Source organism: Comamonas halotolerans (genome assembly GCF_030162935.1).
Classification (GTDB): domain Bacteria; phylum Pseudomonadota; class Gammaproteobacteria; order Burkholderiales; family Burkholderiaceae_C; genus Comamonas; species Comamonas halotolerans.
This window is the reverse complement of sequence record NZ_JASAUZ010000056.1, coordinates 134,542-149,036: the sequence shown is the minus strand read 5'-3', so window position 1 is coordinate 149,036 and position 14,495 is coordinate 134,542. Positions and strand designations below refer to the sequence as shown.

Here is a 14,495-nt window from a genome sequence, read left to right as displayed (position 1 = left end):
AAGGCACATGGGTGTGCTTGCGATATCCATTCGACAGGAGGGTGAGTCGATTGGGCGCTGTTTTCCTGGTCAAGCGACGACATGCCTTGGCGACTTCCGCGGCCAGATGGCGCGCAAGGATTGTCCGTTCAACAAGCAAATGAAAAAGGACGCCAGTGGCGTCCTTCAGGTGCATTGCACACAGCTGTGCAAAGCGCTAATTACAGCTTTTTATGGATGGAAGCCTGAGGTTCCATCTTCAGATAGGCACCTCCTGCGTGGACCGCTGCAGGGTCCGTGGCACTGGACGTCGATGTTGACGAGGCTTGTCCGTCGGTTTTTGGAGCGTGGGCTTTTTGTTCAGCCTGCCCGACATTGAGCCAACAAGCCATGGCGGGCAGCAAGAACACCGCGCCCAGCATGTTCACCAGGAACATGAATGCCAGCAAAATGCCCATGTCAGCCTGGAACTTCAGGGCTGAGAACGCCCAGGTGCCAACGCCGATGGACATGGTCAGTGCGGTAAAGATAGCCGCGCTACCACGTTGGCGCATGGCTTCGTAGAACGACTCGCGCAAGGTGATGGCACGGGCACGCAGCTCATGTTGCATGCTTTCAAACAGGTAGATGCCATAGTCCACGCCGACACCCACGCCCAATGCAATGACGGGCAAGGTGGCAACCTTGAGGCCAATGCCCAGCAGCGACATCAGTGCATTGCACAGAATGGAAACCAGGGCCAGTGGAACAATGATGCACAGCACGGCGCGCCAGCTGCGGAAGGTGAGCCAGCACAGCAAGGTGATGGCGGCAAAAAGTGCACCGAGCATTTGCACTTCGGCTTGTTCGACGGCCTCGTTGGTGGCGTAGGCGACACCTGCGTTGCCACCAGCGAGTTTGAACTCGGCGTTGGGCACAGGGTTGTTGGCGATGAACTGCTGTACTTCCTTGACCACGTGGGTCAGGGTGGAGCCCTCATGGTCTTTCAGGAACACCTGCAGGTTGATCACGTGGCAGCCCTCGTTGTTCAGGCCCAGATCTGGCGAGAGTGCTTTGGCTCCCGAGCGCAATGCGGCCTCGCTGCGTTGCAGCGCTGCCCAGCGTGGGTTGCCTTCGTTGTTGCCAGAGGTCGCAATTTTTGCCATGCCCGCAACCGTGGATACCGACTGCACGCCATCCACACGGCTCATGCGTGCTTCAAAGCGCTCGACGGCATTCATCACCTCCCAGTTCAGGCACGCTTCTTCCAGGTTTTTGGTTTCCACGTAGACAGACAGAACATCCATGCCGATGGAGTAGTTGCGCAAAATGGTGTCGTTGTCCAGGTTGTAGCGCGAGTCGGCGCGCAACTCTGGAGCCCCCGTGCCGATATCGCCTGTTAGCAAGAAGCGGGACTGGTAAGTGCCAGCGGCAAGGAACACACCCGCGATGAGCAAAGAGATGAGCGCAGGGCGGCTTTCAGCCAGGGCGGACAGGTTCCACCACAGACGGCTGCGGCCGTTTTTCACCTCGTTGGAGGTGTGCATGGCACTCTTTTCCAGGCGGACATGTGCCAGCACCGCAGGCAAGAAGACTTTGTTGGTGATGATCATCAGCAGTACACCCAGGCAAGCAGTCACGCCCAGTTCGTGAACGATGGGGATGTCGATCATCATGATCACCATGAAGCCCAGGGCATTGGCCAGCAAGGCCAGGCTGCCAGGGATGGCAAGCTGACGGATGGCATTTTCAGCCGCCTGCTTGGCGGTCATGCCTGCGCGTACGTCGAATTTCCACGCACCAGTCATCTGCACGGCGTGGGAGACGCCGATTGAGAAGATCATGAATGGAACCAGAATCGACATGGGGTCAATCCCATAGCCAATCAGCGGCAAAATGCCCAGCAGCCAGATTACCGGCAGCAGCGCCACGAGCAAAGCCACCACCGTGAGATTCGTGGAGCGCGCATACATGCGCAGCATGATGGCGGTAATGACAAAGGCGACCGCGAAGAATGTCATCACGGTCATCAAGCCGTCCATGACGTCGCCCAGAACCTTGGAAAAACCAATGATCTGGATATCGATCTGCCCATTCTGAAATTTGCCGCGTATTTCTTCCAGGCGCTGTGCCACCTCGTGGTAGTCCAGTTTGTTGCCGGTTTCGGGGTTTACTTCCATCAGGTCGGCACGAACCATGGCCGAGCGCAGGTCGTTACTCACCAGGCTGCCAATCTGACCGGATTTGGCCACGTTGGAGCGTACCTGGGCCAGTCCTTGCGCATTGGCTTCGAAACGAGAAGGAATCAGCACCTCACCCACGTAGCCGGATTCGGTGATCTCGATGTATTTCACATTGGGTGTGAACAACGAGTACACCTGACCACGGTTGACGCCTGGGGTGAAGAACACTTCATCCGTGACGTTGCGCAGGGTTTCGAGGAATTCTTTGTTGTAGATATCGCCTTCACCCTTCCACTGCACGCTCACCAGAATGCGGTTGGCACCCGAGAAGGTGGCATTGTGCTTGAGGAAGGTTTCCATGTAGGCATGGCGCAACGGAATCAGCTTGTTGAATCCAGGGTCCAGATGTGTGCGCAGCGCTGAAATGCCTAACAAAGTGGTCACAACCAGAGTGATCAAGATGATGGTCTTGCTCCAGGAGATCAGCCAGCGTGCAGTGATGGCGATCATTTTGTGCAAGATGGATGTAGGTTCTGTCAACGTCACTTGGATGCTCCTTGGCGTGCAGCTGCTTCACCGGGAGCTGCTGTAGGCAGTGTTTGGATGCCGGAGGTGCTGGCAATCCAGGTTTTGCCATTGGGTGACTGCACCACATCGGTCAAGGTGGCACGGCCTGGCACTTTTTGTAGAGAGAAGCTTTGCCCGTTGTTGTTGCTCACACCGATGGTGGCGCCTTGGCCCACCAGGGTGATGTTGCCGTCTGCTTGCAGGGTATGGCTAAAGAAAGAGACGGGAGCACCCACAGTCGATTGCTGCCAGGCGGAATGTGCATCTGCCTTTCGGTAGACATTGCCTCGCATGCCATAAGTGAGCCAGCCCCCATTGGGCAATGCCATGGCGTTGTAGAAAGAGCCGTTGTAAAACGGGGGGACCGTGTGCCAGGTCTGGCCAAAATCCTTGGATTCCACCAAAAGACCCAACTCGCCAGCAATCAGCCAGTATTGACCATCGTCCGAATGGGCGATGCGATTCAAGTGTTTGTCCTGCACTTCTTCGGGCAGTGGCCAGGCTTGCCAGCTGTTGCCCCCATCCAGTGAATGCAGCGCACGGCCAAAGGCGCCAACAGCCACCCATTCACCAGAGGGTAGCTGGGCAATGGACATCAGGGGCTCGCCATTTTCTTTGTCAAATGCGACTTCTTCCCAGGTCTTGCCGCCATCTTGCGTGCGCAAGATCCAGCCCTCATGGCCTACGGCCATGCCCACTTTTTTGTCCTTGGAAAAGGCCATGCTCACCAGCAGAGCCTGGCGATCCTGCTTGACGTTGGCACGCTTCCATTCACCACCCTGGTTGTCGGTGTACAAAATCTCGCCCATGGCTCCGGCTGCCAAGAGACGTTCACCATTCATGGTCAGAGCGTTGAAGTGCAGGTGTTCCACACCCAGCGATGTGGGTGCAAGCGGTGGTGGCGTGCGATGTGCGAACGCGGCGACAGTGGCCAGTGCCATCAGTGCCGAAGCGCCCAAGCCTACGAGTGTTCTCACGGTTGTCTCCTTGTTGTGTCCATGCCAGAGGACTCATGGGGCATGACTTTGGTGATGTCATTTTTTGTTTTGCAGGCTTGGGGGCATCGTCCGAATGGACGTTCAGAACCATAACTACGGGTATTCACCGTGTTTCAGGCGCGTATTTCAGCGCTCAAGTCGATGAAGCTGAGCGCGTGGTGCTCAGTAGGGAGTGCAAGAGATCAGGCAGACGCTGCCTCGCCGGTATGTAGCGGGCCCGCTTGGGCCGGGCCGGCCTGCAGGCTGCGGGTTGTCGTATTGTCAACAGATCCTGCCCCTATCTATCGAGACTCTCCCTTAGTCTGCTTAGACGATTTAGTGCTGTAGGACGGTCAACACAATGAAATCGTACTTTTTTAAAAGGTGGGGTGTATGGGATTGCAAGGAAAAGCTGCGCTGGTGGGTGCAGCGCAGTACAAGCCAGAGAAATATGCGACAGCGCCTCGCATGTTCCATCTGGAGCAGGTGGCGGATCTGACGCTCAAGGCACTGGAAGATGCAGGGATGGAGCTGTCCGAAGTGGATGGACTGATCACCAGCGGCCCGCACTTTCACGAAGCGGGCAGTTTTGTGCCAGCCATGGCTGGAGAGTACCTGGGAGTGCGGCTGAACTTTGCCGAAGTTGTGGACTTGGGCGGAGCCAGTTCTGTGGCCATGGTATGGAGAGCCGCAGCAGCGATCGAGCTGGGACTGTGCAACACCGTGGTGTGTGTGATCCCGGCGCGCATGACGCCGATGTCTGAGCACGATGATCACTTCAAGGAGGTGATGAAAAGCAGCCGTTTTGGTGGACACAGCACACGATATGGTGCACCCGAGGCAGAAATGGATCTGCCTTATGGGCACATGGCGCAAAACACGGGTTACGCCATGATTGCTCAGCGCTATGGCGCAGTGCATGGCTACGATGCAGCAGCACTGGCACGCATCAGTGTGGACCAGCGTTTCAATGCCTGCCACAACCCCGACGCCATGTTCTACGGCCAGCCACTCACGGTTGACGATGTGCTGAACTCACGCATGGTGGCCGAGCCACTGCGGGTGCTGGAGATTGTCCTGCCTGCTGCGGGCGGAGGCGCCATGATTGTGACGCGCAGTGACCGTGCAAAGCGTACCAAGCACCGCCCGGTTGAGATCATTGGCTGTGGAGAGCATGTTTCGAGCAAGTCTCCCACCTATATGGAAGACATGCTGCATACGCCAATTGGACCGGCATCGCGCAAGGCATTTGAGATGTCGGGGCTCAGGCCCAGCGATATGCATATGGCGCAGATCTACGACTGCTACACCATCACCGTGATGCTGTCGCTGGAGGATGCTGGCTTTTGCGAAAAGGGCAAGGGCATGGACTTCTTGCGTAATAACGACTTTACTTTCAAGGGCAATTTTCCGATGAACACCCATGGTGGTCAGCTCAGCTTTGGTCAGTCGGGCAGTGCAGGGGGGATGTCCCAGGTGATTGAGGCGATTCACCAAATTCAGGGGCGTGCTGGTGCACGACAACTGACACGCCATGATCTGGCTTATGTTTCGGGCACAGGGGGCGTGATGAGTGAGCAGGGTGCTCTGGTGCTGCGAGGAGTGTAAAAAATGGCATGGAACAAACCACTTCCACACCCCACGGAAATTTCATCGCCGTATTGGGAGGGCTTGAAAGCCCACGAGGTGCGCATTCAGCGCTGCGACAAGGGGCACTGGCTGTTTTTTCCCCGGACACACTGCCCCCACTGTGGCTCGCGGGCCCTGAGCTGGCAGAAGGTATCGGGCAACGGCAGGCTCTATAGCTTTACCGTGGCGCGCATTGCCACCTTGCCAGAGTTCACGGATGAAATGCCCCAGTTGCTGGCGGTGGTGGAGCTCGACGAAGGGGTGCGCATCAACTCCACCATGGTGGGGGTTGAGCCTGAAGCACTCAAAGTCGATATGCCAGTGAGAGCCGTCTTTGATGACCGTCCTGGTGAGGTGACCTTGCTGCGATTTACGCCTGCAGACAGTGGCTTCCCGACGGTCATGGCTGCCGACGCTGCTGACAATGCGCAGCCAGCTGCTGCACAGTCTGCATCACCGGCCAAGCCACGGCGTGTGGTGTCGTGCAAGGATCTGGCGGCCATGCAGTCCTTGGTGAGTGAGGACTATACCGATTGGTCCAACGAGTTCACGGTCACGCAGGATGTGATCAATGCGTTTGCCCAACTGTCTGGAGATGACTACTGGATTCACACCGATCCGGTGCAGGCCAAGGAAAAAGGGCCTTTTGGCACCACCATTGCGCATGGCGCACTGGTGCAGGTGCTGGCCAGTCAATTGCATATTCCCTTGGATTTTGAAGTTACGGACTTCAGCAATATGGTCAATTACGGCTCTGATCGCTTGCGCTTTCCAACCCCCGTGCCTTCTGGCTGCAAGATTCGCGCGCGTTCGCGGATCAAGGCGGTGCAGCAGGTCAAGAGCGGTGTGCAGATGACCATGGAGCTCAATATCCATGTGGTGGGTCAGGATCGTCCATCGGTGATCAATGATCTGGTGATTCTCTATATGTAAAAAATCGACAAGGCAGCCATGCTGCCCTGCTACGGAAAGCTTTGAGGGTTGGGCGCAGCAATGGCTGCGCCTTTTTTTATGTACCTGCGGCACGAATGACGGCATATGCGAAGAGGCATGCTGACGCAGGTACAGATCGCGGGGGCTGCATAAAAAAAGGTTCAGCACTGCGCCGGCAGTGACTGAACCAAGGAAGGAAAGAAAAATTAAAACTTGCTGCGGCGCGTTAAGCGGCCAGGACCTGCTTCTGACGTGCGCGGGACATGGTCAAGGCGGTGTCTTCAATCATGTCTTCCTGACCACCCACCATGCCGCGGCGGCCCAATTCCAGCAGCAACTCGCGTGCGGGGATGCCGTACTTGGCTTCGGCACGCTTGGCAAACAGCAGGAAGCTGCCGTAGACGCCGGCATAACCCAGCGTCAGCGCATCGCGGTCAATGCGGATCGGGAAGTCCATCAGCGGCACAACCAGATCTTCGGCCACGTCCTGGATCTTGAACACATCCACACCCGTTTCAATGCCCATGCGCGCACATACGGCCACCAGCACTTCCATGGGGGTGTTGCCTGCACCTGCGCCTAGGCCTGCGGCGGCTGCATCGATGCGGTTGGCACCCACCTCCACGGCGGCAAGCGAGTTAGCAATGCCCATAGCCAGATTGTGGTGGCCGTGGAAACCCAGTTCGGTCTCTGGCCTCAGTGCCTGGCGCACAGCGCCCAGACGCTCTTTCACATCATCGGGCAGCATGTAGCCGGCAGAGTCGGTGATGTAGATGCAGTTGGCGCCATAGCTTTCCATCAGCTTGGCTTGCTTGACCAGACCTTCGGCGCTGTTCATGTGCGCCATCATCAGAAAGCCCACGGTGTCCATGCCCATCTTGCGCGCCTGGCTGATGTGCTGCTCGGAGACATCGGCCTCGGTGCAGTGTGTGGCCACACGGATGGTGGTCACGCCCAGGTCGTAGGCCATCTTCAGGTGGTCCACGGTGCCAATGCCGGGCAGCAGCAGCGCCGAGACCTTGGCCTGCTTCATCAGCGGAATCACGGTGCTCAGATATTCCTCGTCCGAATGGGCGGGGAAGCCGTAGTTGACCGAGCTGCCACCCAGACCGTCACCGTGGGTGACTTCGATCAGCGGAACGCCCGCAGCGTCCAGGCCGCAGGCAACCGATTTCATCTGTTCCAGCGTCATCTGGTGGCGCTTGGGGTGCATGCCGTCACGCAGCGTCATGTCGTGGACGGTGATTTTCTTACCTTTGAGGCTCATGGTGTGGGTCTCCTGCAGATCAGGCCGGGGTGGCTTCGGCGGGCTCAAAGCGGCCAGCCAGGATTTCTTGGGCAAACATCTCGGCGGTGCGCGCCGCAGCGGCCGTCATGATGTCCAGATTGCCTGCGTATTTGGGCAGATAGTCGCCCAGGCCCTCAACCTCCATGAAGATGGAAACGCGGTTGCCATCGATCACTGGGCCGTTGACCAGCTTGTAGCCCGGTACGTACTTCTGAACTTCCTTGATCATTGCGTCCACGGATGCCTCAATCTCGGCAACTTTGGGGGTGTCCACGGTCAGGCAGTGGATGGTGTCGCGCATGATCAGCGGAGGTTCTGCCGGGTTGATCACGATAATGGCCTTGCCCTTTTTCGCACCGCCAATCTTCTCCACGGCACCTGCTGTGGTGCGGGTGAACTCGTCAATGTTCTTGCGGGTGCCCGGGCCTACCGAGCGGCTGGAGACCGTGGCCACGATTTCACCGTAGCTGACTTCCTGCACGCGTGAAACTGCAGCCACCATGGGAATGGTGGCCTGGCCACCGCAGGTGACCATGTTCACGTTCATGGCCTTTTCATCCACCTTGGCTGCCAGGTTCACGCTGGGCACGCAGTACGGCCCGATGGCAGCGGGCGTCAGGTCAATCATCAGCACGCCCAGTTCATTGAGCTTGCGGCTGTTTTCAGCATGCACATAGGCGCTGGTGGCATCAAAGGCAATCTGGATGCCGTCTTCCTTGACGAAGGGCAGCAGGCCGTCCACACCGTCGGAGGTGGTTTTGATGCCCATTTCCCGGGCGCGCTTGAGACCGTCTGACTCTGGGTCGATGCCAACCATCCATACGGGTTCCAGAATATCGGAGCGCTGCAGCTTCATCAGCAAATCGGTGCCGATGTTGCCGGGACCAATCAGTGCGCACTTGATCTTTTTTTGCGTCATGTTGTCTCACTCAGTGAATTGAATAGAACAAGTCCCCATGCCTTCAATGACCAGGTCAAAGCGGTCACCGGTAGCAGCGGGCACCAAAGGAGCCAGGGAGCCAGAAAGAATGACTTCGCCTGCTTTGAAAGGAATGCCAAAAGCGCCCAGCGTGTTGGCCAGCCAGGCCACAGCTTCGGCAGGGTGGCCCTGCACGGCACTGCCGTAGCCTTCACCGGCAGGTTGACCGTTTTTCTGCATCTTCATGAAGGCTGCTGCCAGATCCAGCGAACGTGGATCCGTATGCTGCTTGCCAATGACGAAGACACCGCACGAAGCGTTGTCAGCCACTGTGTCCTGGATGCGAATCTTCCAGTCCGTAATACGGGAGTCGACAATCTCAAAGCACGGTGCCACCCATTCGGTCGCTGCCAGCACGTCTTCTTTGCTCACGCCTGGGCCTTGCAGGTCGTGCTTGAGCATGAAGGCAATCTCACCTTCGGCACGGGGCTGGATCAGTCCGGCAGCGCGCAGGGAAACGCTGGCACCGTCTTCAAACTCCATGCTGTCCGTCAAGAAGCCGAAGTCAGGCTGGTGCACGTTCAACATGTCTTGTACGGGCTTGGACGTCACGCCGATCTTTTTGCCGATCACGCGCTCGCCATCAGCTTCGCGCAGGCGCAGCATGTGCAAGGAGATGTGGTAGGCGTCTTCCACTGTCATCTCGGGGTGACTGTCGGTCAGTGGCGCTAGTGTTTGTGCGCTGCGCAGCGCCTCATACAGGCGTTGGCCCTGGTTTTCGATAAATTGCTTGTCGTGCATGGAGGTTCAGCCGTTCTTCAAAAAATCAATGCAGCTGCGGTTGAACATCTCGCGATGCTCGACCTGCACCCAGTGCCCGCATTGGTTGACCAGCACCACGCGGCAGCGCTGGATGCCCCTGGCCAGTTTGTCGGCCCCGCCTACAGGGTTGAAGGCATCTTGCATTCCCCAGAATCCCAGAACATTGCACTGCAGCTCAGGCAGGCGCTCCGTCATATTGGGAACCACCAGAACCGAGCGTGAAGCCTGGGTCTGTGTCTCGGCAATCGGGGCGCGTTCGTTGATGATTTCGTCCGTCAGCAATGACTGATCGACCAGTTGCATGGACATCACCGCACGCATGGCTTCCTTGCCAGTTTTGCCGGATTTGTAGATGGCAAACATATTGGCAATTCCGGGCATGTCCAGGTAGGTCTGCAGGTCCTCCACGCCTCCAGGCGCCATCAGGATCAGGTTCTTGACGTCTTGCGGATACTTCAGTGCATACCCAATCGCTACAGCGCCGCCGAGCGAGTTGCCGAGCAGGGTGATCTGCGACAGCCCCAGTTTGTTCACCAGACCCTTGACGCCTTCAATGAAGAAATCAAGGTCATATTGCGTAGGAATATCTGTCTTTGATGACAGACCGTAGCCCAGCAGGTCCGGAACAATGCAGCGAAAACCTGCATCGGCAAAAACAGGGTAGTTGCCTTTGAAATTGCTGTATCCACTGGCACCTGTGCCAGCGCCGTGCAGAAAAATGACGGGTTCACCGCTGCCTTGTTCGTGGTAGTGCACCCGTTGCGGTGCGCCACCCACTTCACCAATATCGACGTACTGGCCTTCAGGGATTGAGAAGGAACTCATGGGATTCTCTGGTTAGGGTTTGGGGGGCAGCCAGGCTGTGCTGCGCATTGGAGCAGCAGTCCACGTGGCCATCTCAAGAAAAACTACGCGGCCGCTTTGGCTTGCCATAGCTTGGGCAAGCCGGGATCGGTGGCGGCAATGGCTTTTTTCAGCAAGTTGCGCAAGGCCAAGGCTTCCATCTCGCCCAGTTCGTCAAAAAGTGCTGCCTCCGCAGACTTGGCAGCAGCCATCACGTGCAATATGGCGTCGTTGCCCTGGCGTGTCAGTTGCAGCTTGCCGCCTGCCACTGCTTCGATCAGGCCACGTTGCTGCAGTGCTTGCAAAGCTGCAATGCCGCCGTCATGCCCTGTGTAGGCCATGTGTGCGGAAATCTCTTCAGATGTCAGCGGCTGCTGCACGCTCAGCACGCTCAAGACATAAAAGTCGGTTTCGCTCAGACCTTGGGAGTCCATGGAGGGGCGCAGGCTGTTGAGCATCTGATGGTGGGCGCGCCCCATCAGATAGCCAATCAGGTTTTCTGTATAACTGCTGCCGCTCGTATCGGTCTGCGGCTCGGTAGAGATAGGCTGAGACAGGCGCGATGCCAGGGCATACCCTCCGGTGACGTACAACAGCGGAGGAAATGGATTGGTGTCATAGGCCGTGACTTCACCGACAAAAATGATGTGGTCGCCGCCATCGTATTGAAAGGCCGTCTTGCATTGAAAGCGCGCTGTGCAGTCTTGCAGCAAAGGTGCCTGTCCAGGCTGAGAGTCTAGGGATAGCGCGGAAAACTTGTCCTCACCTGCACGTGCAAAGCGGTTCGACAGCGCCTCCTGAGCGTTCGACAGAATATGCACATTCCAGGTGTCGCTTTGCTGGAAGGCGGGCAGGCTGCGCGCATTCTTGGCCAGACTCCACAGCACCATCGGCGGGTCCAGTGACACCGAGTTGAAGCTGTTGGCCGTGATGCCAATTTTCTCTCCTTCTGCGGTGCATGTGGTGACGATGGTCACACCCGTACCAAACATTCCAAGCGCGCGCCGAAAATCTTTGGGATCAAACGTTGGGGCTGTGTTTTGCATGGCTATTTGTCTCCTTGCTCACAAGCATGCAAGGCATTGCCAAAGTGCAAATCCTTCACACGGACTAGTCATGGCAGCAGCCTAGGTTTTGCCCGGAGACTGCATTTTTTTAGTCTGATCGGACGATGAGACTCGTCATGGCGGGTGAGAGCATTTGTTCCCAGAGGCAATACGCCTTGGCTACCGAGCAAACGCACCACTCAGGTGCTGCCATGGAGACAATGTATGAACGCAATGACAGAGGCTTACCACCTTTCCGACGACTACCTCACCCCAGAAGCCGTAGCCGTGATCGAGCGCGCCAAGGCACTCGCCCCCAAGCTGGCTGAACGCGCCCAGCAAGCAGACCGTGAGGGCTGCATTCCTGATATCACGATCCAGGAAATGGCTGAAGCAGGCTTGTTCCGGGTATTGCAGCCCAAACGCTGGGGTGGCTACGAAATGGATCCCCGCGTTTTTTACAGCGTGCAGATGGAACTGGCCAAAGGCTGTATGTCCACGGCATGGATTTACGGTGTGGTAGGTGTGCACCCATGGCAACTGGCGCTGTTCCCAGAACAAGCGCAGCAAGATGTATGGGGTCAGGACAACGGTGTGCGCATTGCCTCCACATACATGCCAACAGGCAAGGCGGTGCCTGTAGAAGGGGGCTTCCGTTTCAGTGGTCGCTGGGGTTTCTCCACGGGTTCCAAGCATTGCGACTGGCTCTTTCTGGGCAGTCTGCTGCCCAAGCGCGATGGCACGCCGGGCTTTGAGCATGTCACTTTCCTGGTTCCAAAGAGCGACTACCGTATCGAAGACAACTGGGACGTGCTGGGCCTGCGCGGCACGGGCAGCCATGACATCGTGGTGGAAGACGTTTTTGTGCCCGCACACCGCATTCAGTACACCAACGACCACAGTGATGCGGGCTGCCCCGGCCGTGTGCAAAACACCAGCTGGCTGTACCGTATTCCCTTCACCCACATCTTCCAGCGCGCGGTGTCCTCTGCGTGCCTGGGGGCACTGGATGGCGCCATTGAGGAGTTCACGCGCCGCGCGACGACCCATGTGGGCAAGCATGGCAACAAGATGGCCGAAGATGTGAATGCACAAACAGCCGTGACGGAAGCCACGATTGCTCTGGACCAGCTGCGCCTGGTGCTGTTCCGCAACTACGCGCGCATTGTCAACGCGGCCAAGACAGGTGTTCAGCTTTCCCTGGAAGAGCGCCTGCTACAGCGTGCTCAGGCGTCTTCCGTGCCCAAGCTGACGGGCTATCACGCCAATGAGCTGCTGCGCGCCTGCGCGGCCAGCGGTACCTACAAGAGCAATCTGCTGGAGCGCGTCTTCCGCGATATCCACCAGGGGCGCACCCACATCGCCAACAACACAGACGCCTACGTGCGTGCCTACGGCGCTCACACCCTGGGATTGCCGAATCAAGAACCTTTTGTCTAAGCCATTGCCGCGTTGCAAGGCACTGCCGCGGCGGCCTTCACGGGGGTGAGGGTGCATGCGGCAGCCACACAAAGAGAGGGCAAGCAGCTCTCCGATACAGAAAACGACAGGAGACAATGCGTGGCAGACCATGTTTACGATTTGGTGGTAGTAGGTTCGGGGGCAGGAGCCTTGCTGGCTGCAGTAAGAGCACAGCAACAGGGACTGAAAACACTTGTTGTTGAGAAGATGGATGTGTTCGGTGGCACATCTGCGCTTTCCGGCGGTGGGATCTGGATTCCTCAGAATCACGATATGCCCAATGTCGGGCTCAAAGATGATCTGAAAACAGCGTTTGAGTACACCCTTCGCTGCGTGCGTGGCATGGCAGCGCAAGACCGGGTGCTGGCCTATGTGGAAACTGCCCGCAAGATGGCCCAATACCTGGGGGAAATCGGCATTCCTTACCGGGCATTGCCCAAGTATGCGGATTACTACCCCCATATAGAGGGCTCCATGCCCGGTGGGCGGAGCATGGATCCTATGGATTTCGATGCCTCCAAACTGGGCATTGAAGCGCTGCAAACCATGCGTCCAGGCCCGCCTGGCAACTTGATCCTGGGCCGCATGAGCATGAACGCGCTGGAAGCCCATTCCATGTTGTCGCGCGAATTCAAATCGCGCTTTACGCTCATGCGCATCATTGCTAGGTATTTCCTGGACTTTGGCTGGCGCAAGAAAACCAAGCGAGATCGCCGGTTGACAGGCGGCCAAGCCTTGATCGCGGGGCTGCTGACAGCCGCCAATCGCGCCAAGGTGGAAATGTGGCGCAATGCGCCGATGCAGTCACTGGTGCAGAACGCAGCAGGCCAGATCACTGGCGTGATGGTGCAGCACGAAGGGAAAAGTGTGCTGGTGCAAGCCAGGCGAGGCGTGTTGCTGGGTGCGGGGGGGTTTGAGCGTAATCAGGCCATGCGTGATCAGTATCTGACCAAGCCAAGCAAGGCCGAATGGACGGCAACCCCTGTGGGCGCCAATACAGGGGATGCGCACCAGGCGGGGGTGGCGGTGGGCGCCAAGCTCGATCTGATGGGGTGGTCGTGGGGTGTGCCGTCGATGGACGTGCCTGGCGAGCCTGCATTCCGCGGTATTTTTGTTGAACGCTCCTTGCCTGGCTGCATGGTGGTCAATGACAAGGGCCAGCGCTTTGTTGATGAGTCCTGCCCCTATCCGGAATTTCAGCAGGCCATGCTGGCAGAGCATGCCAAAGGCCATGGCGCCGTACCTGCATGGATTGTTTTTGATGCTGATTTCCGTAGCAAAAATCCGATGGGGCCCTTGATGCCTTCATCTGCCATTCCGGACAATCGCCTGCGCAAGTCCTGGCTGAACAAGGTGTACTGGAAGGCAGACACTCTTGAGGAGCTGGCGCAGCAAATTGGTGTGGATGCCCAGGGCTTGCGAGACAGCGCTCAAAAAATGACTGCTTATGCCCAAACCGGAAAGGATCTGGACTTTGACCGTGGCGGAAATGTTTTCGACCGCTATTACGGTGATCCACGCTTGAAGAATCCCAACTTGGCCCCGATCGAGAAAGGCCCGTTCTATGCCATGCAACTGTGGCCTGGTGAGATAGGGACCAAAGGCGGTTTGCTGACCGACCGCGATGCACGGGTGCTCAATGACGAGGGCAGGGTGATTGAAGGTCTTTATTGCGTAGGCAACAACTCTGCCTCGGTGATGGGGCCTTCCTATCCAGGTGCTGGCGCCACCTTGGGCCCTTCGATGACGTTTGCATACCGTGCCGTGGAATGCATGCTGGGGCGACCCATGTCTTTGGAGCATCCTGAGTGGCTGAGTACCACGGTGTCGGTGCAACCCGAACGCGCAGCCAGCGCGGTCACTGCGTAA

The 14,495-nt window shown here is 57.6% G+C and carries 11 protein-coding genes; 4 read left to right on the top strand and 7 right to left on the bottom strand.

The features are described 5' to 3' along the window. Positions 1 to 200: 200 nt before the first annotated feature. Both QEP11_RS16300 and QEP11_RS16295 read right to left on the bottom strand, forming a co-directional pair. The gene (locus QEP11_RS16300; protein WP_284337696.1) at positions 201 to 2,687 is read right to left on the bottom strand and encodes an efflux RND transporter permease subunit; all 2,487 of its coding nucleotides are present in this window, start codon (positions 2,685 to 2,687) and stop codon (positions 201 to 203) included. Further along, positions 2,684 to 3,685 carry a WD40/YVTN/BNR-like repeat-containing protein gene (locus QEP11_RS16295; protein WP_284337695.1) on the bottom strand — a complete coding sequence of 334 codons (1,002 nt, stop codon included), beginning with the start codon at positions 3,683 to 3,685 and terminating at the stop codon, positions 2,684 to 2,686. Before QEP11_RS16295 ends, QEP11_RS16300 begins: the two co-directional genes overlap by 4 nt. Positions 3,686 to 4,078: 393 nt before the next feature. Between QEP11_RS16295 and QEP11_RS16290 the strand changes: the two genes are divergently transcribed. Continuing rightward, positions 4,079 to 5,293, top strand: coding sequence for a thiolase family protein (locus tag QEP11_RS16290; protein WP_284337694.1), 1,215 nt, complete (start codon positions 4,079 to 4,081; stop codon positions 5,291 to 5,293). Positions 5,294 to 5,296: 3 nt separating this feature from the next. Beyond that, complete coding sequence (locus QEP11_RS16285) at positions 5,297 to 6,247, top strand: bifunctional OB-fold nucleic acid binding domain-containing protein/MaoC family dehydratase (protein ID WP_284337693.1); 951 nt, start codon at positions 5,297 to 5,299, stop codon at positions 6,245 to 6,247. 226 nt (positions 6,248 to 6,473) lie between these two features. Here QEP11_RS16285 and tesG read toward each other — a convergent pair whose 3' ends face one another. From tesG to QEP11_RS16260, 5 genes are all read right to left on the bottom strand, one after another. Further along, on the bottom strand, positions 6,474 to 7,514 hold the full coding sequence (gene tesG, locus QEP11_RS16280) for a 4-hydroxy-2-oxovalerate aldolase TesG (protein WP_284337692.1): 1,041 nt from the start codon (positions 7,512 to 7,514) through the stop codon (positions 6,474 to 6,476). A gap of 19 nt (positions 7,515 to 7,533) precedes the next feature. After that, positions 7,534 to 8,454 carry an acetaldehyde dehydrogenase TesF gene (tesF, locus tag QEP11_RS16275; RefSeq protein ID WP_284337691.1) on the bottom strand — a complete coding sequence of 307 codons (921 nt, stop codon included), beginning with the start codon at positions 8,452 to 8,454 and terminating at the stop codon, positions 7,534 to 7,536. 6 nt (positions 8,455 to 8,460) lie between these two features. Further along, a complete protein-coding gene (locus tag QEP11_RS16270) occupies positions 8,461 to 9,255 on the bottom strand; it encodes a fumarylacetoacetate hydrolase family protein (RefSeq protein ID WP_284337690.1) in 795 nt (264 codons plus the stop codon). 6 nt (positions 9,256 to 9,261) lie between these two features. Further along, positions 9,262 to 10,101: an alpha/beta fold hydrolase gene (locus tag QEP11_RS16265; protein ID WP_284337689.1), complete on the bottom strand. Its 840-nt coding sequence runs from the start codon at positions 10,099 to 10,101 to the stop codon at positions 9,262 to 9,264. A gap of 83 nt (positions 10,102 to 10,184) precedes the next feature. Further along, positions 10,185 to 11,165 carry a flavin reductase gene (locus tag QEP11_RS16260; RefSeq protein WP_284337688.1) on the bottom strand — a complete coding sequence of 327 codons (981 nt, stop codon included), beginning with the start codon at positions 11,163 to 11,165 and terminating at the stop codon, positions 10,185 to 10,187. 225 nt (positions 11,166 to 11,390) lie between these two features. On the opposite strand from QEP11_RS16260, the gene QEP11_RS16255 reads away from it, so the two are divergent. Together QEP11_RS16255 and QEP11_RS16250 are read left to right on the top strand one after the other, a co-directional pair. Then, the gene (locus QEP11_RS16255; protein ID WP_413788742.1) at positions 11,391 to 12,605 is read left to right on the top strand and encodes an acyl-CoA dehydrogenase family protein; all 1,215 of its coding nucleotides are present in this window, start codon (positions 11,391 to 11,393) and stop codon (positions 12,603 to 12,605) included. 120 nt (positions 12,606 to 12,725) lie between these two features. Further along, positions 12,726 to 14,495, top strand: coding sequence for an FAD-binding protein (locus QEP11_RS16250; RefSeq protein WP_284337687.1), 1,770 nt, complete (start codon positions 12,726 to 12,728; stop codon positions 14,493 to 14,495).